General features: G+C 45.4%; 19 protein-coding genes. 16 read left to right on the top strand and 3 right to left on the bottom strand.

Annotation, left to right across the window (positions count from 1 at the left end):
- The first annotated feature begins 21 nt into the window (after positions 1 to 21).
- From BUR09_RS11055 to BUR09_RS11000, 14 genes are all read left to right on the top strand, one after another.
- Complete coding sequence (locus BUR09_RS11055) at positions 22 to 945, top strand: glycine betaine ABC transporter substrate-binding protein (RefSeq protein WP_074216987.1); 924 nt, start codon at positions 22 to 24, stop codon at positions 943 to 945.
- 224 nt (positions 946 to 1,169) lie between these two features.
- Positions 1,170 to 1,337, top strand: a complete 168-nt coding sequence (locus BUR09_RS16875) for a symporter small accessory protein (RefSeq protein ID WP_175566023.1) — start codon at positions 1,170 to 1,172, stop codon at positions 1,335 to 1,337.
- Positions 1,338 to 1,351: 14 nt separating this feature from the next.
- Positions 1,352 to 2,947 carry a sodium:solute symporter family protein gene (locus BUR09_RS11050; protein ID WP_074216986.1) on the top strand — a complete coding sequence of 532 codons (1,596 nt, stop codon included), beginning with the start codon at positions 1,352 to 1,354 and terminating at the stop codon, positions 2,945 to 2,947.
- Positions 2,948 to 3,443: 496 nt separating this feature from the next.
- Positions 3,444 to 3,605, top strand: a complete 162-nt coding sequence (locus tag BUR09_RS16870; RefSeq protein WP_175566022.1) for a symporter small accessory protein — start codon at positions 3,444 to 3,446, stop codon at positions 3,603 to 3,605.
- A gap of 16 nt (positions 3,606 to 3,621) precedes the next feature.
- The gene (locus BUR09_RS11045; protein ID WP_074216985.1) at positions 3,622 to 5,223 is read left to right on the top strand and encodes a sodium:solute symporter family protein; all 1,602 of its coding nucleotides are present in this window, start codon (positions 3,622 to 3,624) and stop codon (positions 5,221 to 5,223) included.
- Positions 5,224 to 5,662: 439 nt separating this feature from the next.
- A complete protein-coding gene (locus tag BUR09_RS11040; RefSeq protein WP_074216984.1) occupies positions 5,663 to 6,919 on the top strand; it encodes an ABC transporter permease in 1,257 nt (418 codons plus the stop codon).
- Entirely contained in the window at positions 6,919 to 8,139 is a 1,221-nt protein-coding gene (locus BUR09_RS11035; protein ID WP_074216983.1) for an ABC transporter permease, read from the top strand. Before BUR09_RS11040 ends, BUR09_RS11035 begins: the two co-directional genes overlap by 1 nt.
- Before the next feature lie 127 nt (positions 8,140 to 8,266).
- A complete protein-coding gene (locus BUR09_RS11030) occupies positions 8,267 to 9,304 on the top strand; it encodes a TRAP transporter substrate-binding protein (RefSeq protein WP_074216982.1) in 1,038 nt (345 codons plus the stop codon).
- An 8-nt stretch (positions 9,305 to 9,312) separates the two neighbouring features.
- Complete coding sequence (locus BUR09_RS11025) at positions 9,313 to 9,855, top strand: TRAP transporter small permease (RefSeq protein WP_245796731.1); 543 nt, start codon at positions 9,313 to 9,315, stop codon at positions 9,853 to 9,855.
- Positions 9,856 to 9,857: 2 nt separating this feature from the next.
- A complete protein-coding gene (locus tag BUR09_RS11020; RefSeq protein WP_074216981.1) occupies positions 9,858 to 11,141 on the top strand; it encodes a TRAP transporter large permease in 1,284 nt (427 codons plus the stop codon).
- 33 nt (positions 11,142 to 11,174) lie between these two features.
- Positions 11,175 to 11,933: a M15 family metallopeptidase gene (locus BUR09_RS11015; protein ID WP_074216980.1), complete on the top strand. Its 759-nt coding sequence runs from the start codon at positions 11,175 to 11,177 to the stop codon at positions 11,931 to 11,933.
- A 128-nt stretch (positions 11,934 to 12,061) separates the two neighbouring features.
- The gene (locus tag BUR09_RS11010) at positions 12,062 to 12,838 is read left to right on the top strand and encodes an acyl-[acyl-carrier-protein] thioesterase (protein ID WP_074216979.1); all 777 of its coding nucleotides are present in this window, start codon (positions 12,062 to 12,064) and stop codon (positions 12,836 to 12,838) included.
- 29 nt (positions 12,839 to 12,867) lie between these two features.
- Entirely contained in the window at positions 12,868 to 13,284 is a 417-nt protein-coding gene (locus BUR09_RS11005; RefSeq protein ID WP_074216978.1) for an acyl-CoA thioesterase, read from the top strand.
- A 29-nt stretch (positions 13,285 to 13,313) separates the two neighbouring features.
- The gene (locus BUR09_RS11000; protein WP_074216977.1) at positions 13,314 to 14,105 is read left to right on the top strand and encodes an amidohydrolase family protein; all 792 of its coding nucleotides are present in this window, start codon (positions 13,314 to 13,316) and stop codon (positions 14,103 to 14,105) included.
- A gap of 412 nt (positions 14,106 to 14,517) precedes the next feature.
- Here BUR09_RS11000 and BUR09_RS10995 read toward each other — a convergent pair whose 3' ends face one another.
- From BUR09_RS10995 to BUR09_RS10985, 3 genes are all read right to left on the bottom strand, one after another.
- On the bottom strand, positions 14,518 to 14,862 hold the full coding sequence (locus BUR09_RS10995) for a ferredoxin-thioredoxin reductase catalytic domain-containing protein (RefSeq protein WP_074216976.1): 345 nt from the start codon (positions 14,860 to 14,862) through the stop codon (positions 14,518 to 14,520).
- Positions 14,859 to 15,116, bottom strand: a complete 258-nt coding sequence (locus BUR09_RS10990; protein WP_074216975.1) for a glutaredoxin family protein — start codon at positions 15,114 to 15,116, stop codon at positions 14,859 to 14,861. Before BUR09_RS10990 ends, BUR09_RS10995 begins: the two co-directional genes overlap by 4 nt.
- Before the next feature lie 130 nt (positions 15,117 to 15,246).
- Positions 15,247 to 15,744 carry a hypothetical protein gene (locus BUR09_RS10985; protein WP_074216974.1) on the bottom strand — a complete coding sequence of 166 codons (498 nt, stop codon included), beginning with the start codon at positions 15,742 to 15,744 and terminating at the stop codon, positions 15,247 to 15,249.
- 277 nt (positions 15,745 to 16,021) lie between these two features.
- On the opposite strand from BUR09_RS10985, the gene BUR09_RS10980 reads away from it, so the two are divergent.
- Positions 16,022 to 18,076 (top strand): elongation factor G, encoded by a 2,055-nt coding sequence (locus BUR09_RS10980; protein ID WP_074216973.1) that lies wholly within the window; start codon positions 16,022 to 16,024, stop codon positions 18,074 to 18,076.
- 243 nt (positions 18,077 to 18,319) lie between these two features.
- On the top strand, positions 18,320 to 19,453 hold the full coding sequence (locus BUR09_RS10975) for a GGDEF domain-containing protein (RefSeq protein ID WP_074216972.1): 1,134 nt from the start codon (positions 18,320 to 18,322) through the stop codon (positions 19,451 to 19,453).
- The last annotated feature ends 253 nt before the right edge of the window (positions 19,454 to 19,706 follow it).

Below are 19,706 nucleotides of genomic sequence, written 5' to 3'. Positions count from 1 at the left end.
AACAACAAGCGAGGAAAGATTATGTATAAGTCCCTCATCACTTTTCTTTTTGCATTAGCCCTCATAGCTTCAGCAGTTCCTGTATCTGCGGAGAAAACTCCTATTCGATTTGCTGTACCGCCATGGGCGGGTGCAATAGTAAAAGCCGAAATTGCCACTCAAATACTTGAGGCAGTGGGATACAAAACAACCATCATCTCCATGGATGCCGACGAAGCCTATCAGGCTCTTGATAAAGGTGAAGTAGACGTCTTTATGAGCGCATGGCTTCCAACACAAGAAAAGCTACTTGCCCCTCTGTTAAAAAAGAAAAACGTGCGTGTTGCAGGTGTTAACGTAGCCAAAGCCCACACCGGACTGTGTGTCCCCGGATATGCTGAAGCAAAAGGAGTTAAGACAATTGCAGACCTCGCACCGAATGCCACTAAATTTGAATCCACTATCTACACCACTGAGTCCGGATCCGGTATGTATTCGTTCGTTGAAGATCTCATCCAGAAAGATACCGACGGGCTTGGAAAATGGACACAGAAAGGTGAGCCTGTAAACAACATGCTCGATGATGTAATCAAAGCATTCAAAGATAAAAAATGGGTTGTTTTCAGCTGTTGGGAACCACACTGGATGAACATTACGCTTGATATGCGCTACCTGAAAAGCGCCGATGGAACAAAAATGCTCATCAACGAAAACACCATTAACACCCTTATCCGTTCTGACATCAAAACCGAATATCCAGATGCGTTCACTTTCCTTTCCCGCTTTAACGTAAACAAAATAACACAAGGGAAATGGACATACGATGTTTCAATTAAAAAACAGTCTGTTAAAGAAACAGCTACCTCATGGATCAAAGGAAATCTTAATGTCGTGCGCCAATGGCTGGGTAACCTCAAGGCTGCAAACGGTGATCGTGCCGGGAACATAATAGAAACAAAATTTTAATATTCACCAAAAGCAAACTTGACATTTTTGTATAAAAACATGTAGAAGAGATTTATGAACAAACTCACCACCATTATCTTTTTTGCGTTTTTTGGTTTCCGCGGCATTCAGGCCTGCGGATCGGTTGAGTGTGTTCGAACGTAACATAATCTAACACTATGCACCGATGAAACCGCAGGCGAAAGCCTGCGGTTTTTTTTGTACCTAATTACAAGGAGAAACACATGTTACTTGGACTTGGAAGCATTGAAACAGCACTACCATACTGGCTTTGTATTTTGTCTACCATTGGCTGCATCGCCTACGGAATTAAAAACTGGAACAACGCAGGCGAGCCTGACACCGTTACAGCTGAAGTCGAATTAATAGTGCAAGACAGCACTGACAACTAAGAGGAGAACTTGACGTGGCCGTCAAAATTATTACCGCGATGCTGTACTTCGCAGCAGTTTTTTATCTGGGCTGGAAAGGTTGGAAAGAGACCAAAGGCACAAGCGACTACATGCTTGCTGGACGCTCTGTTAACCCGTTCATCATGGCCATGTCATATGGTGCAACATTCGTATCCACCTCCGCTATCATCGGCTTTGGTGGTGTTGCGGCAATGTTCGGAATGCCTTTACTCTGGCTTGCCTTTCTTACTATCTTTGTAGGCGTATTCATCGCCATGGTATTCCTCGGCAAGCGCACACGCCGCATGGGACTTACCTTAAACTGTCACACCTTCCCAGAACTGTTGGGGAAACGTTACAATTCTAAATTCGTACAGTCATTCTCCGGTGGCATCATCTTTTTCTTCATCCCTGTTTACGCAGCTGCAGTACTCACCGGAATTTGTCGAATGACAGAGGTATCCCTTGGTCTGCCTTATGAGTGGATGCTCATCGGTATTACAGCCATTCTATCCGTCTATGTCATAACTGGTGGCATGAAAGCAGTAATGTACACTGACGCGTTCCAAGGAACCATCATGGCAGCGATGATGCTCTTCCTTATCGGCTACACATACTACCTCCTCGGTGGTGTCGTTCCCGCACATGAAAAGCTCACTGCCATGTCCCACCTCATGCCGCAGGCGCTTCAAAAGGGCGGCATCCTCGGTTGGACACAAGGTTCCGCGCAAGGCACTCCACTTTGGCTCGTTATCTACACAACACTTGTATACGGTGTAGGCATCGGCGTACTCGCACAACCACAGCTCGCCGTACGTTTCATGACCGTATCCAGCGATAGAGAACTCAACCGAGCAGTACTCTACGGTGCTATTTTTCTTCTGCTCACAGTATTCGTTATCTTCGTAGTAGGCGCGCTTTCCAACGCAATCTTCCTTGAAAAATTTGGTAAGATCAGCATTCAAATGGCTGGCGGTAACCTCGACAAGATTATTCCTGTCTTCATTGAGAGCATTATGCCGCCGTGGTTCTCAGCAGCATTCCTGCTCGCCATGTTCGCCGCAGCCATGTCTACCCTTTCCAGCCAGTTCCACATTGGCGGAACATCTCTCGCAAACGATGTCTCACAGGTTGTCATGCCTACCAAGCGTGATACAAAGCAGGTAAACCAGCTCGGCATCTTTGCCACTATCCTCGCAACACTGGTCTGGGCGTGGCTCCTGCCACCGTCCATCGTTGCGCGTGCAACTGCATTCTTCTTCGGTCTTACTGGTGCAGCATTCCTTCCTGCCTATATATTCGGCCTCTACTGGAAGGGTATGACCAAAGCTGGAGCCAAGCTCTCAATGGTAGGCGGATTTACCGTATCCATGCTTTGGATGCTCTTCATCCACAAAAAAGAAGCTGTTGCCATCGGGCTCTGTAAAGCACTCTTCGGCAAAGCCACCCTTGTGGCGGATGCAGCACCCGGTAGCGTAATGTTCCTGCTCCAGTGGGTAGACCCGAACGTTGTCGCTCTGCCTGTGTCTATGACCATTGCAGTCGTCGCAAGTCTGCTATCCCGCAGTCTTGCTGAAGATCACATTCAGTTTTGCTGGCAAAACAACTAACTGGGCAATCGTTGCTTGCTTTCGGCAAGCCTACGACCCCAACCTCCGGCGGCGCTTGTCAGCTGAACTTTAAGAACCTTTTTAAAAAAAGGTTCTTAAAAATCTCCTAAAACTTTTATCAGCGAGCCTAGCCCGTTACTTAAAAGCCTCACGGCTCATGCTCCATACCATTCCCCTAAAAAAGGCTGTCCTATGCACAAGGCCAGCCTTTTACTTTTCTCATCTCATAAATTCACAGTTTCGACGATATCGAAAAAATCACACTTTTCTGCTTTGTCGAACTTGACATTTTTGTATTAGAATGGATACAAAGAATCCATGAACACAATCAACCGCCATATGAACAGCTATTTTTATGCATATTATGGTTACCGCGTCTCCAAGACCTGCGGATCGGTTGAGTGTGCCTAATCGCACGCAAATAGATTAAGGAAAGTATACCGAAAAACCGCAGGTGAGAACCTGCGGTTTTTTTTTATGCAAAAAGGAGAAGCTGATGCTTTTAGGACTTGGAAGTTTTGAGACTGCTCTACCTTACTGGCTCTGCATCATATCAACTATCGGTTGCGTTGCGTACGGCATCGCAAATTGGAACAACGCAGGTACGCCAGACAAAATTAATATTGAATCGTTAGTGCAGGAAAGCACTGATAACTAACTGGAGAGAATACGACATGGCCGTTAAACTGATAACCTCACTGCTCTACTTTGGAATCGTCTTCTACTTAGGCTGGAAAGGATGGAAAGAAACAAAAAACGCCGGAGACTACATGCTCGCCGGACGTTCCGTTAATCCTTTCGTTATGGCTATGTCGTATGGTGCAACCTTTATATCCACCTCTGCCATTATTGGCTTTGGTGGCGTTGCGGCCATGTTTGGCATGTCACTTTTGTGGCTGGCATTCTTGAATATCTTTGTTGGGATCTTCATTGCGATGGTATTTCTTGGTAAACGTACCCGTCGCATGGGTTTAGTGCTCAATTGCCACACCTTTCCTGAACTGCTTGGTAAACGCTACAACTCTAAATTTATCCAAAGCTTCTCGGGCGGCATTATCTTTTTCTTTATTCCGGTTTACGCTGCTGCGGTTCTTACCGGCATCTGCCGCATGACTGAAGTTTCTTTAGGTCTGCCATACGAATGGATGCTTATAGGTATTACAGCAATCCTTTCCCTGTACGTTATCACTGGCGGCATGAAAGCCGTAATGTACACAGACGCGTTTCAAGGAACTATTATGGTTGGCATGATGGTCTTTCTGCTGGGCTACACCTACTACCTGCTCGGAGGCGTAGTACCGGCGCATGAGACACTCACATCTATGGCGCACCTTGTACCTGAAGCATTACAGAAAGGCGGTATCTTAGGCTGGACGCAAGGCACAAAAACAGGCTCACCACTGTGGCTCGTTATCTACACTACTATTGTATACGGTGTAGGCGTAGGTGTGCTGGCGCAACCACAGCTTGCTGTACGATTCATGACAGTTTCCAGTGATAGAGAACTCAACCGCGCTGTGTTGTACGGCTCTGTTTTCATCTTGCTCACAATTGGTGTTATCTACGTTGTAGGTGCACTTTCAAACGCAATTTTCTTAAACCAGTTTGGCAAAATCAGCATTCAGATGGCTGGCGGCAACCTTGATAAAATTGTTCCCGTTTTTATTGAAAAAGTAATGCCGCCTTGGTTCTCTGCCATGTTTCTGCTGGCTATGTTTGCCGCAGCCATGTCCACACTCTCCAGCCAGTTCCACATTGGTGGAACCTCTCTTGCGCATGACGTCTCCAGAAACCTCATACAGCGCAAAAACAATCTGAGCGCCTCATCCATCAGCCAACTCGGAATTGTTGCTACGATCATTGCTACTCTCGTGTGGGCATGGCTGCTTCCTCCTTCCATCGTAGCGCGCGCAACCGCATTCTTCTTTGGATTAAGTGGAGCAACCTTCTTACCGGCATACGTACTCGGCCTTTACTGGAAAGGCATAACAAAAACTGGAGCCAAAGTTTCTATTGTAGGCGGATTCACCGTTTCCATGCTGTGGATGCTGTTTGTCCATAAAAAAGAAGCAGCAGCCATTGGCTTATGCCAGACACTTTTTGGAAAAGTAACATTAGTTGCAGATGCAGCTCCGGGCAGCACCATGTTTCTCCTCCAATGGGTTGACCCGAACGTTGTTGCTCTGCCGATATCTATTGCGCTGGCTATCGGGGTAAGCCTCGTATCCCGCAGCCTCGCAAAAGACCATATCCAATTATGCTGGCAAAACTGCTAGCAACGCATTGGGCAAATAGAGATTCGTTATGGCAGCAGAAGAAATATCACAACAGCTGTGATGGCCTTGTGTTTCCCTGCTGCCATAACACACCTCCAATTACTTAGTTTATATTCAAAAGAACGATCTGATGTGCGTGTTGAGCTTGTCTCACTCCATACAATCAACTCAGCAACTACATTCCTGTTTATTTAGTTGCTGAGACATAAACATCCCGACCTTGCTTACACACGGATATCAGCATAGTTGCTCCCTCCCTGAGACACTTCCGTTCTTTTGAGTCCCCCTAGCGTCCGGCTTACAATGTGTGCGTAAGCCGGACGTTTTTTAAACAAGCTTTACCCAGCGGTTGTATAAGGTTAGTTCCAACACCGAAAACATCTTGAATTTATACGCAATCTCTCTTGTTCCAGTGCCCATCTAAGGTACAATACAATGAATGAACATCCGCAACCTAAAATCAGAACTTGCCTTTATGGGCAGAATAGGACTCCTCGCGCTGCAATCACTGTGGGCGTATAAGATACGCTCGCTCTTTGTTATTATTTCAATATCGTTGGGGATTGCTTCATTAACGGTCATTATTGCCGCACACGACGGTGCAAATCAAAAAGCAGAAGAGCTTACTGAATCATTCGGACCAGATGCCGTACTTGTGATAGGCGGTGATATTTTTACCCGTCCAGTGGGGCAACGAATGCTTACGCTTTCGTGGAATGATCTGATGCAGATCAAACGCTCGTTACCGGGAACATACCTCGTAGTGCCATTAGGAACAGTACGAGGGAAAAAAGTTCGGTACAAAAACAAAAGCTGGGACGTTGCAGTTGTTATTGGCACATCTGCCAACTATAGCAAGGCATGGAACTGGCCGCTCAAGTCCGGAAGAGATCTTACACAAGAAGACATTACACGGGGATTAAGAGTATGTTTGGTTGGCGAAGCCGTCTCCAAGGCTCTTTTTACTAAAAAGGAGAGCCCCATCAGTAAAACTATATTCATCGATTCGATCCCCTTGACCATTGTTGGAGAATTAACCCACAGGGGATTCACTGGAGGCAGTGGGGTAAGCATTGATGACCGTATCATTGTTCCTTTAACTACATTAGCACAACGCTTTGGTGCCAACAGACAATACTTCATAGGCCTGCGTATTAAATTTCTTGACGCAAAAAACATGCAGACCAATGTCGATAACCTAACCAGTTTCCTGCGTCATCTTCATAAGATCCCCTCTGGTGAACCAAATGACTTCACCATACTTTCTGCTAAAGAAGTACAAGAATTTCTCGCCGCCCTTAAAGGCGGATTAACAATATTTCTTGGCATAACAGCAGTCACCGCCATGATCGTTGGTGGTTTTGTACTGGCAAATTTATTCTATCTTTCCGTGTCCGAACGGACTGTTGAAATCGGGTTAAAACGTGCCATAGGTGCCACTAAAGGAGCAATAATACGGCAATTCCTGCTGGAAGCAGTACTCTTGACTATCATAGGAGGTATAATCGGGGTTGCGATGGGCATTACGCTGGCGCGAGTGCTTTTTATCTTTCAGCTTATTAAGATACAATTATCACTCAAAATTTTCCTAACTGCACTTGGAGCAGCCATGGCTGTCGGCATTATCTTCGGACTCGGGCCTGCACGACAAGCTGCAGAACTTGATCCAATCCGCGCATTACGGGGAGACATGTGATGCTAAACTCTTTACGTATAGCCCTTCGCTCCCTTGCCACGCATAAGCTCCGTTCTGCGCTTGCTATGCTTGGAGTCTTCTTAGGAACACTTGCGCTCACGGGTGTTCTCCACGTCTCTGAGGCATTCAAGGCACAGGCACAGGTGGAAATTGACAAGCTCGGCCCTAACCTGCTTGTTGCTCTTGCAGGACAACCTACCTTCCGACGCAACGGAGAATTGCGATTCGGCCGAGTTACCACCACGTTCAAAATGGAAGATGTGGATGCCCTGCTGGAAAACAATCCTTACGTAAAGCAAGGTACCCCGTTTGTTACCAAAGACTCTACCATCACCTACCGCCGCAACACCGTTAATTCTCAATTGATTGCTGTTAACGCAGATTTTCCCGCCATCCGTGCTGCTCCAGTAACCTTAGGAAGTTTCTTTACCAAACAGGATGTTGAACAACGGGCAAAAGTATGTGTTCTTGGCTTCACTATCGCTAATAAGCTATTCAAACACCATACACAGGCTCTCGGAAAAATAGTCCGATATAATCTTACAAACCTACGCGTTATCGGCGTTATGCCTAAACGCGGGCGTGATCTTGCCGGAACAGATCAAGATGAGCAGGTGTATGTCCCGATCACAACGTACATGCGTAGAATGTCGAATCAGGACTGGGTATCCGGAGTCTTTATGACCATGTACTCAGACAAGGATGAGGCAGCTGCAAAACTAACTGCAATTGCGATTATGGTGAAACAACACAAGGTCAAACGAAAGGCCGATGAAGACTTTCTTATCATTTCACCTAAGGATCTCTCAGCGCTGAAAACTCAGGCATTACAGCTTGTATGGCTACTGGGACTCATGAGCTCGTCGATCTCTTTTTCTGTCGGTACGATGGGGGTTCTTTCCATCATGATCCTGCTTGTACAGACACGAAAAATGGAAATCGGTATCCGACGCGCCATTGGTGCCCGCCGTAGCGCCATCATGACTCAATTTTTACTTGAATCAAGTCTACTATCCGGAATTGGCGGAACACTGGGGGCTCTGGTCGCCCTCGTCCTTATTACCGTCATCTACTACGTTGCAGGGTTTCCCTACGTATACAAACCCATCCTCATTGTCGGTGCAGCCATCGGCTCCTGCCTGCTCGGCGTCCTAGCCGGAGCATATCCTGCATGGGTTGCCTCTAATATCGATGTCTTGAGCGTGCTAAGAGATGAATAGCATTTTTTTCTAACTCATTGACATACAGATTCTTTTTTAGAACAGATACTATATAAAGTGTTATTGTAAGTTGTTGGTTACGAGGCAATTTTCAAGACAGACGCTACAGTTAACTTCGGAGGATGGAATGACATTAAATGAACTCTCATGGAGATCAATCCGACGCTCAATATTAGTGGGCTTTCTTATTCTCACAATTCCTACCGCTGTATTGGCAGGAACAAACATTAAGATGAGCTACAATGGCCCAGCTTCTGCTGAAGATAATGCCGTTCATGTTTTTGCTACTAGCTTCAAGAAACTTGTAGAAAAAGAGACCAACTCTTCCATCACTATTGAACTGTTCCCAAACAGCCAACTTGGCAATGAGCAACAACGCATGGAACAGGTAATGACAGACCCAATGATTAACGTTGCGTCTTTTGGTGGTATGGAAACTGTCTTTCCTGAAATTTTTGCGACAAACGTACCTTTCCTTTTTGAGAACTACCAGGCTGCACATATTTTCTTTGATTCAAGTCCAGTAATGGCGAAGATGCGCGAAGAATTTAAAGAACGTACAGGTGTCCAGTTACTGGAAGTTATCGAAGAAGGTGGCTTCATTGCATTCACCTGCAATAAACCGATCAAATCCCCAAAAGACTTTAAGGGACTAAAATTTAGAGCAATGGATGCAAGCCAAGTCGCCATGTATGAAGCCTTTGGCGCTGCTGGAACTCCTATCCCTTGGACAGAAGTCTATCTTGCATTGAAAACCGGTGTAGTAGACGGACAAATGAATCCCCCTACATACATCATCATCGGCAGCCTCTTTGAAGTACAGAACCACCTGACTCTTGCAAACGTACAGTACTCTGACCAGTTCCTGCTCGTAAACAATGCGATGATGAACGATCTTTCTGAGAAAGAACAATCTGCAATACGTACTGCAGCCAAGAAAGCAAATGAACTCACTCGAACATTTGTAGAATCTCAAGTTGAAAACCGAATCAAGTTCTTACAAGAAAAAGGAATGAAGGTGTACACTCCGACGCCTGAAGAAATGGCATCTTTTAAAGAACTTAGTACACCATCGTATATTGCATGGTTAAGCCAGCACATTGAAAAAAAATGGATTGAGCAAGCCATCACAGACGCGCAAAAAGCGAACAATGAGGTGCACTAGTGACCTCTATGGCTACCTTATGCCAAGATATATCCACTAAACTTGAGCGCCTTTGTCTACTTGGGGCAGGGGCGCTCCTGCTTATAAACGTGGCAACAGTAATGCTGGGAGTTTTCTCTCGTTTCTATCGTCCACCAATATGGACAACAGACCTTGCTAAAATCACTCTCGTCTGGATGGTGATGCTTGCTGCTGCACCAGCATTAAAACAAGGTGAGCACATGGCAATTACAATCCTTGTAGACAGGCTACCTCAGAATTCAAGACGCATTGTTTGTTTGCTACGTAAGCTCTGCTTCATAAGCATCCTTGCGCTTATGATTTGGCTTGGATTCACCTATACGTATAAAATGCGCCTCTTTACGATCATGACACTCGGAATAAAAAAATCGCTACCACTGATGGCCATCCCAGTCGGCATGACGCTTATGCTTATTGAGTATCTGCTTCAACAATTCACGCCTACTGGAGCGTTGGTAAACCTATCAACAACAGAGGCCTCACCCTCTTCTGACACAGAATATCAAGAGCACGGGATTAAGGAGAGATAGCCATGGCGATCATTCTTCTGTGCATCTTCTTTATTACACTTGCATCAGGGCTTCCGCTCTTTGCTGCCATGCTCTCCACTGCATTTGCCGGTATCATTTATATCGACAAGCTAGGACAGCTGCGTATTATGATTCAGCAATTTTATGGAGGTATGGAACCATTCTCACTACTGGCAATTCCTTACTTTATTCTAGTAGGGGAACTCATGAGTCATTCCGGCCTTACATCACGGCTACTACGTTTTTCTGAAGCACTGGTCGGACATTTAAAAGGCGGTCTCGGCTATGTTACTGTAGTTGCGAGTATCATTTTTGCCGGAGTAAACGGCTCCGCCGCCGCTGATGCCTCAGCAGTAGGTTCCATTATGATTCCTGCCATGAAAAAAGGTGGGTACCCTGATTCATATGCCGCAGGACTAACCGCTGGCAGTTCTCTCATTGGACCGATAATTCCACCGAGCATCTTCATGATCCTCTTTGGTGCAATGACTAAAACCAACGTCGGAGCCTTATTTATTGCGGGCGTTGTTCCGGGACTCTTACTTGGAATCGCCTTTATCATTATGCACCGTATCAGCGCCGCACGTCTTGCACTTCCTATCGTAAACTCCAAGTTCTCCTTTAAAGAACTCTTGTTATCTACAGGCGGAGCAATAGCAGCGTTGTTTGCTCCCGGCATTATTGTAGGCGGTATTCTTTTTGGATTTATGACGCCCACCGAATCAGGTGCTGTAGCCTGTGGCTATGTGCTTATTATGGGTCTAATGTGGACTCGTCAGCTTTCCCGCAAAGGGATTCTCCAATCCGTTTGCAATACCGTGCGCCTAACCAGCGTTATATTTATTGTTATCGGTGCCGCAACTATTGTAGGCTGGATACTATCTTCCGAACGTCTACCTCAACAGCTTGCACCACTTGTAATGCAATACGCGTCCTCCCCGTCTATGGTGCTCCTCTTTATTAGTTGCATCATCTTTCTCATCGGAATGTTTATGGAAGAAATTGCTGCACTTGTTCTGCTGACTCCAGTATTTAGTCCACTTGCAGCTCAAGCTGGTATTGACCCGCTTCATTTTGGTATTGTGATGACGTTAAACATCACAATAGCGCTTATCACTCCCCCTATGGGAGCATGTGTCTATATCGTTTCATCCGTCGGAAATGTTCCATTAGAAAAAATGTTTAAACATATATGGCCTTTTGTCGCAGTTGCGCTTATTTGCCAATTACTGCTTATTTTTGTGCCGGAACTATCCCTCTGGCTTCCACGCCTTTTGGGATATTAGGCACGTTGACCTATACATATTATTGGATCTGTCATGCCTGATAAAATTGTACCACCCATCCATGAGATCCCAGAACCATCATGGGAATCCGTTTATGCTGTCCCTTCTGTGGAATCACATGAAGAAATTGTACCGCTCTCTTATGCACCGGAACACATGCTCAGCCGTTCAATTTATTATGAACGACAAATTCCCGGAGCACTAACAGAATGTTACGCACGTGAAGGCGTTCTTGAACGCTTACTGCATGCATCTTCCCTGCTTCCGGCACATCTGCGTCTTGTAATTCTTGATGGATGGAGATCTGCTGAAGTCCAGTCATTCCTTTTTTCAGAATGCAAAAATGCACTTGCCATGCTTAATCCCGATAAGGCTGCAGATGATATTACCATCATGGCACAACAATATGTAGCCAAGCCTATGAAAGACACCAGCACACCTGCCCCACATTCTACAGGTGGTGCCATTGATATTGCCATTGCAGACCGTGCAGGCAAAAAACTATTCTTTGGTTCGCCGTTTGACTACCCGGGGCAAATTTCCAATACGCAGTATTTTGAAAACAAGCTGGAAAAAGGCTACGAGCTGACTGATCGCGAAGAAGAAGCCCTCTATAACAGACGCCTTCTCTACTTTGTTATGACTCAAGCAGGCTTTGTTAACTTCCACTGCGAATGGTGGCATTTTGAATACGGCACTCAGCGCTGGGCCTTGGCTACCCATGCAAAACACGCAATCTATACTCCTGCACAATTCTCACTTAACCCATATGCAAATCTGAAAAAAATATAAAAATATTCCGGTGGTTACGCTTCTCCTTTACGAAGTCGTAACCACCGAAACTAAAAAGCACCCCGCTCCCCTTGCCCTCGACAGATGTCAGTGGTAGCTAACATGCTTATTCAAAAGGGGAATTACACATGACATTGAAGGGCATAGAGTCTTACACCATTAAGACCTATCATACGGACCGGTTTGGCAAAGCTTCTCCTGCAGCCTTTGCCTCTTTTTTTGAAGAAGCAGCAGCAAACAACGCTCGCTTACACGGATTCCCCGGTGAATACCTGTTGCAACATGGCTTTGCTTGGGTACTCAGTAGACTCACCGTAACTGTCGACCGCTATCCATATGCTGGAGAAACCATCTCCATACACACATGGCCCTCTGCCCACACACCCAATTTAGCGCTACGTTGTTTTGAAGTTTTCGATGCTGAGAACCATCTCATCGCCGAAGGAACTACAGCTTGGCTTGTCATTGACATTGAAAAGCGTAAATTGGTTCCTGTTCCGGAATTCATTACCCAGAACTATCCGGCCAACAACCCGCCATGCAAAGAGTTTCCCACCCGAACCGTACCACGTTTGCGCTCACCAGAGCACGAATGCCCTATTATCAGCAGAAAAGCAGATATTGACATTAACGGACATGTAAATAACGTGCGGTACCTCGGCTGGATTCAGGAATCTATGCCGGAAGAATTTATGCTGGAGTACGAACCTGTACTTATCGACATCAGCTACCGTACAGAGTGCGGGGCCTTAAAAAAACTCACAAGCAAATCCGGTAAAATGGATGATGGGGATTACCTGCACTCCGTCTCACTTGACGAAACAGGCAAAGAGTTGTGCCGTGCCCGCACAGAATGGCGAAAACGGCAGCACACCCATGTGCCGTACTTACAGCACTGCTTATAATATAGACTGAATATATAGAGGGAATGACTATGGCAGAATTTCCAACTCCAGACACATGGCTTGCGCATCGTGTTTCCTATGGTGAAACAGATGCAATGTCTGTCATGTACTACGCAGAATATCTTCATTTGTTTGAGCGAAGCCGTAGCGAATACATACGAGAACACGGTATGAGCTACAGCAAGGTGGAAGAGCGGGGGATTATGCTTCCTGTGCGAGAAGCAAAGTGCCGCTACAAACGCCCTGCCCGCTTTGATGATCTGATTTACATCCGTGTAGGCATCAGCAAATGGGGTCGTGCGTCCATGACCTTTGAGTACGAAATTTACAACGAAGAAAAAGACACTATTCTTGCCACCGGCTCAACCGAGCACGCCTGTACCAATGAAAAAGGGCGTCCTGTCAAGGTTCCGGAATGGCTTAAAGAACTCTTCGTTGGAGACTAACTTTTTAGAATAAAGAACGCTGCACTATTATGTATATCGACTTCCACACTCACGCATTCCATCCAAAAATTGCCGCTAAAGCAGTTGAGCATCTTAACTCTCATTACGGAGTAACATGCCAATGTCCGGGCGTTATGGATGACCTTATCCACCGAATTAAAAAAGCCGGTCTGGATAAAATGGTGGTTCTCTGTGCAGCAACATCAGCCGCGCAAGTTATTCCGGCGAATAACTTTGCGTTGTCCCTTAAGGCTGCACATCCGGATGCCATCCCCTTCGGAACTATTCATCCTGATTTCGACGACTGGGAAAACCAACTCGCACGCTTGAAAGCACGAGGAATTAAAGGTCTCAAGCTTCACCCTGATTTTCAAGGATTCAGGATGGATGAAAAGCGCCTGCTGCCGATCATTGAAGCTGCACAAAATGACTTTGTCATGCTCTTTCACATCGGGGACAGATTAGCCCCTAAAGACAACCCGTCCTGTCCGTACAAGCTTGCGGCACTAATCGAGAATTTTCCTAAAGCACGTTTTGTTGCAGCACATTTCGGCGGTTACCACCACTGGCAGCATGCACTTGACGTACTCATAGGAAAAGATGTCTATATCGACACTTCAAGTACTCTTGATTTCATTGATGACCCAACACTCAGTGCGATCATGAAAAAGCACCCGCATGAAAAAATCCTCTTCGGGTCAGATTACCCGCTGTATAGTCCTGACAAAGAAATCGCTAAACTTAAAAAGCGGCTCAAGCTTTCACTGCCAAAGCTGGAAAACTTCCTCAGCAACGCTGCTGACCTTCTAGGCTTGGAATAGAGTTTTTTAATTGCGGAGCGTTGCCTCCAGCGCCCATAAAACCTGTTTCACTGTCGCTATCTGTAACCTCTCGTGCCTCGAGAACAGCTACCGCTGTTGAAACAAGGTTCTCTGAACTCACCAAAAACTTTTAACCGCGAGACAAGTACGTTTTTTCATGTAACCTCGCGGGGTATGATCACTACCTTTCGTAGAAAAAAAGGCTGCCCTAGTTAGATAGGACAGCCTTTTTTAATGAAAACAACTGAGCTATAAGCCGTAGTTTTTTCTGCTTATAAATCTTTCTCGCTAATCGCGGTCAAGAGGGGGCATCCCCCTTGCGGGTCCTTGTGCCAGCAACCGTTCACGAGGGACGAATATTTCGCGCCCTTGCTCGCCGAAGGCAATTAACACTCGAAAATGCCAAAACAAACTACGCTAAAATTTTTTCTGGTGGACGGCGTTCCGGAATTGCCACTTCGCCGTGATCTTCCTGATTGTATTCTTCAGTCACGTAGAGACCGCAATAACAAACACCAAATTCTTCTAAATCAGGATCGCGGTACTCACACGGACAAACGATGTCTCGATCTTTATCAAACTCACCGTTAGGCAAACGGCAAGGACATGCCATGTAACCATACTCTTCTTTGTTAATGAGCAGGCTTTCAAGAAGCGGCATGGTGATGGACATATCTTTGTTAAAATAAAATCCACGCGGCTCCTGAATCTTTTTAAGCATTTTATAAAGCTCTTCAGCGGTCATTTTCTTACTCATAAATTCAGCGCCTCCTCAACCTGGTCCTTATGGAAACCTATGATGATGCACTCACCGTCTTTTACCACGAGTGTAGGAAAAGACAGTTTTGGATTATAATTTCTTATAATATCAAGAATTTCCTTTCGCTCTTCGCCCTTGAGTTTATCAACAAAGATATTATCAAAATCGATCTCATGATCTTCTAAAAAAATTTTCAACCTTCTACAGTGAATGCAGGTTGAAAGTGCATACAGGGTACATTCTTTCGACATTTCGCCCCCATTTGGAATATATAGTAACCGTCTAGACAGACTGAAAAACTAAACGAAAAAACATCAGTCTGCTGTTCATATCCAATCAAAACAACATACAGCAGACATTATGCAAATTACTGGCACTTGCTCACGGTTCAACAACATTTGCGATCTCACGTGCAATCAACCGTATTGCTTCTTCTTCCGTATCAGCTTCGCGGCTTGTGACAACATCGCCATGCTCATCCTTACGCTCGAGAACAAAGCGCTGATGCTTAACTACGTCATCGTCAAAATCTTGCTCACTACCACTAAGGGAAAATTGCGTCAGCCGATGCGTAATCTTTACATATGCTTTTTCAAAAACAATCACCACATTGTCACGATTATTTTCTATGACAAACTGTTTTCCTTCAGGCAACGCAGCATTCATTTCTTCTACTGCCCGTCTCACTGGAACAAGTTTTTTTATTCCGGTTTCCCGAAGCCGCTCTATATTGGCCGCTACCTGTTCCTGCTTCTCCCGCCGTTGGCTCAATTCATCTTCCATAATCCGCGCGGGCGACTTTAGGCTTTTCAAAAAGTCTTTCACTATCCACACAACAAGAACAATAAAGATAATTCCAACAATAAGGTTGATGTACATACGTACTCCCAAATCAGCAGTATTGGCAGTGCCAAAAATTAAAGACGGATTATATTTCTACAAGTTACAATAAATTTCAACAGAAAGGTACGTATCCGTTTGAGAATTTGAAAATTTCTTCTGAGAGGTTGACAAGTATCGCAGCGTTATACAAGGTGGAACCATAGGGGTGTCCCCCTGACGCATCAGGGTAGCCCCCCCTCTAGACAAGTTATGGAACACCGCCGTTTGCAATATTGCAGGCATAATCCCCTAAAACCACATAAGGGAGAGGTATATGGCCAAGACACTTGATTCTCAGAGAACTTATGCCCTTGTGGGCACTGGAGGAAGTGGAAAAACCTCGCTGGCTGAAATGCTTATGTTTCAGTCCGGGGTTATCAATCGCCTTGGGAAAATTGAAGAAGGCACCACTTCACTCGACTATGAACCAGAGGAAGTAAAGCGAAGAGGTTCTATCCAGCCCGGCTTTGCCACCATTGACTGGAACAAAAATCGCCACTTCCTTATGGACGTTCCAGGCGACAATAACTTTGTAGGCGACATTAACCACCTGTTGTTCGGGGTTGATGGCGCCGTTTTTGTTATTGACGCCGTTGACGGCGTTCGCCCCCTTACCAGCCGTCTATGGAACTTTGTTCAGGATGCAGATCTTCCTTCCATTATCTTTATTAATAAGATGGATCGTGACCGTGCAGACTTCGACAATGCTTTCAATGGATTGTCTTCAATCCTTGGGGTCCGCCCTGTATTGCTGCAGATGCCAATCGGTCAGGGTGACGATTTCAAAGGTTACGTTGACATCCTGAACAACAAAGCATTTTTCTTTAATGAAGACGGCACAACAACAGCAGGTGACGTACCAGAAGACCTTGCTGACGAAGTCGCTGTACTTCGTGAAACAACCATCGAAAACATTGCAGAAAGCAATGAAGAATTGATGGAAAACTACCTTGAGACTGGGGAACTTTCTCAAGAAGAAATTACAACAGGGCTGCGTGAGGGCGTTCTCTCCCGCGAGCTCATTCCTGTTATGCTTGGGTCTGCACTTGAAAACCGTGGTGGTGCAGAACTTCTTAACGCCGTTCAAGATCTCTTGCCTTCTCCACTACAACACGCTGCATGGGTTGATAAAGAAGGTAACGAGCGCGCATCTTCTCCAGACAACCCGCTGGCATTACTTACTATTAAAACTCTGTCTGATCCATTCTCAGGCCAGCTCTCCATCATGCGCGTGCTCTCCGGTTCTTTCTCCGGCGATGCAGTACTGACAAACATTAACCATGAAGAAACAGAGCGCATTGGTTCTCCACTGTTTATGAATGGTAAAGAATCCACGCAGGCTAAAGGGGAAATCGGTCCAGGTTCCATCATCGCTGTACCTAAACTCAAAGTTACTAAAACCGGCGATACGCTGACAGACCCTAAAGCTCCGTTTGAAGTTCTTATGCCGGAACTTCCTCCTAACCTTATTTCATACGCCATCGCTCCAAAAGATAAAGGCGATGAAGATAAGATCTATGCTGCTGTCCACAAACTTCTTGATGAGGACATTACGCTTAACCTTGCACGCGATGCAGAATCCAGTGACATTCTGCTTTCCGGCATGGGACAGCTGCATATTGAAACCAGTGTTGAACGCGCCATGCGCCGCTACAAATGCGAAATGGTGCTGAAAACCCCTAAAATTCCGTACCGTGAAACAATTAAGGGGAAAGCACAGGTTCAAGGCAGACACAAAAAACAATCTGGTGGACGCGGACAGTTCGGCGATTGCTGGATTGAAATTGAAGGCATGCCACAGGGCTTTGGTTACGAATTCGAAAACGCCATCGTTGGTGGTGTAATTCCTCGCCAGTACATCCCTGCCGTAGATAAAGGTATTCAAGAAGCAGCACAGCGCGGCTGCCTTGCAGGATACCCTCTTGTAGACTTCAAGGTAAAACTCTACGACGGCTCATACCACTCTGTAGACTCCTCTGAAATGGCGTTTAAAATTGCCGGTTCCCTTGCCCTTAAGGGTGCAATGGAACAAGTGAAACCAACCTTGCTTGAGCCGATTGTACTAATGACCGTACATATCCCTGACGAGTTCATGGGTGACGTAATCGGTGACTTGTCATCACGTCGCGGTAAGGTTCTCGGCTCTGATTCAAAAACAGGTATTACGGAGATTAAAGCGCATGTGCCTATGGGCGAAGTGCTCCGCTATGCTCCAGACCTGCGCTCAATTACCGGCGGTCAAGGTGTCTTCACCATGGAATTCGACCACTACGAAGAGGCACCACCACCAGTAATTGAAAAAGTAGTTGCAGAAAAAGAAGCAAGTTAATCCAAAAGAAGAGCCCACAGTAATGCGGGTATAATACAAAGCCCCTCTTACCTGAAAGTGAGAGGGGCTTTTTCATGCTCACACAACTTCAATAAGTATCTCAACAAACCATCTGTAGAGCCCCAATTGCGGCCTAAGCTTATCATGTAGAGTACAATTAAGAACCAATATGCTTAAACATAAAGAACCCGCAACCTGCCTCAATAAAATTATGAAGGCGTAATCATTAACTCCGGAGGGAGCATGCGCCCTACAGACTTCACACTTAATGAACAATTACGAATAACAACTCACGAAATCAGCCGACGTAAACACCTCCTCGATCTTACTGACGATGAAATCAAAACGTTGAATGAAGCCAAGCCAATTATTCTCTCCGATCTAGAGAACATCACTAATCTCTTCTACAAAGAACTAGTGGAAATGGAAGGAGCTCCTCAACTAATTGGTGACGCAGAAACTCTACATCGCCTTAAAAACTATCTACAACGATACGTACGAACACTTTTTGAAGGCCCATACGATATGGACTACGTTCAATCTCGCCTCCGAATTGGCCTAGTTCACAAACGTATTGGAGTTCCCCCAAAACTATACATTGCTGCGTATAAAATTTTAAGTCGGATTCTAAGAGGTAAGCTACGCAGTGAAAGTAAAAAAATTTCCTGCGAAGTCTGTAGTGGCCGTTCCGGCGCCTTAGAAAAAGTTATGCTTTTTGATCTAGTTTTTGTTTTTGACACATTCATTCAAAGCCTTGTGAATGAAGTAAGTCAAAGCAAACAAAATTTAGAAGAGTACGCCCGAGAACTTGAAGTAACAGTCCACAACAGAACAAAACAACTAAAAGAGCAGGCAAGCAAAGATGGGCTAACTGGACTTTTCAACCAGCGTACTTTTTTTGAACATCTCAGAGCAGAAGTATCCAGATCTCAAAGGCGAGCTGACACATTCTCTTTGTGCTACTTTGATTTGGATAATTTCAAGAAAGTTAATGACATCCATGGCCATCAACAGGGCGACGAAGTTCTCATAGCCGTCGGCACGGCTATAAACAAAGTTCTACGACAAGAAGATACTGGAGCACGATACGGCGGAGATGAATTTTGCATAATTCTCCCACAAACATCAGCAGAACAGGCAAAAATAGTCTGTAAGCGACTTATAAAAATTTTTTCTGAAATCACCCCACAAGAATCTGTCACATTAAGTATCGGTCTTGCAGAATTTATTCCCGATACAAACATCGATCCTGACACACTCATAAAACATGCTGACAAGGCTATGTATTCATCAAAGAAACAATCAGGTCACTATGTCACCGTATACACTGATGAGCTCATTCCATCCGCCAAAAAAGTTTTCTACCCAAATATCTAATAAACTCAGCAAGTCCGTTTAAAAGATCATAACGGACTGGTCTTTTTGCGCCCTTTCTACAATGTACACAAGGCACACCAAGTTCATGCTAATAATCTTTCCACATAGAAATTTTTACAGCACAATAAAGTGCTAACAACTTTCTCCACCTCCATGGTACAAGCAGCGAACCGCCAGGCCAGCCCTCGGTTTGCAGAACTTGAGTCTGGTGTTGAATTTAGTTAGGTTACCAGCTCACATTTTTATTTGGATG

It is taken from the genome of Halodesulfovibrio marinisediminis DSM 17456 (genome assembly GCF_900129975.1).
In the GTDB taxonomy this organism is placed as follows: domain Bacteria; phylum Desulfobacterota; class Desulfovibrionia; order Desulfovibrionales; family Desulfovibrionaceae; genus Halodesulfovibrio; species Halodesulfovibrio marinisediminis.
Note: the sequence above shows the minus strand (reverse complement) of the source record. Positions and strands in the feature narration are given on the sequence as shown.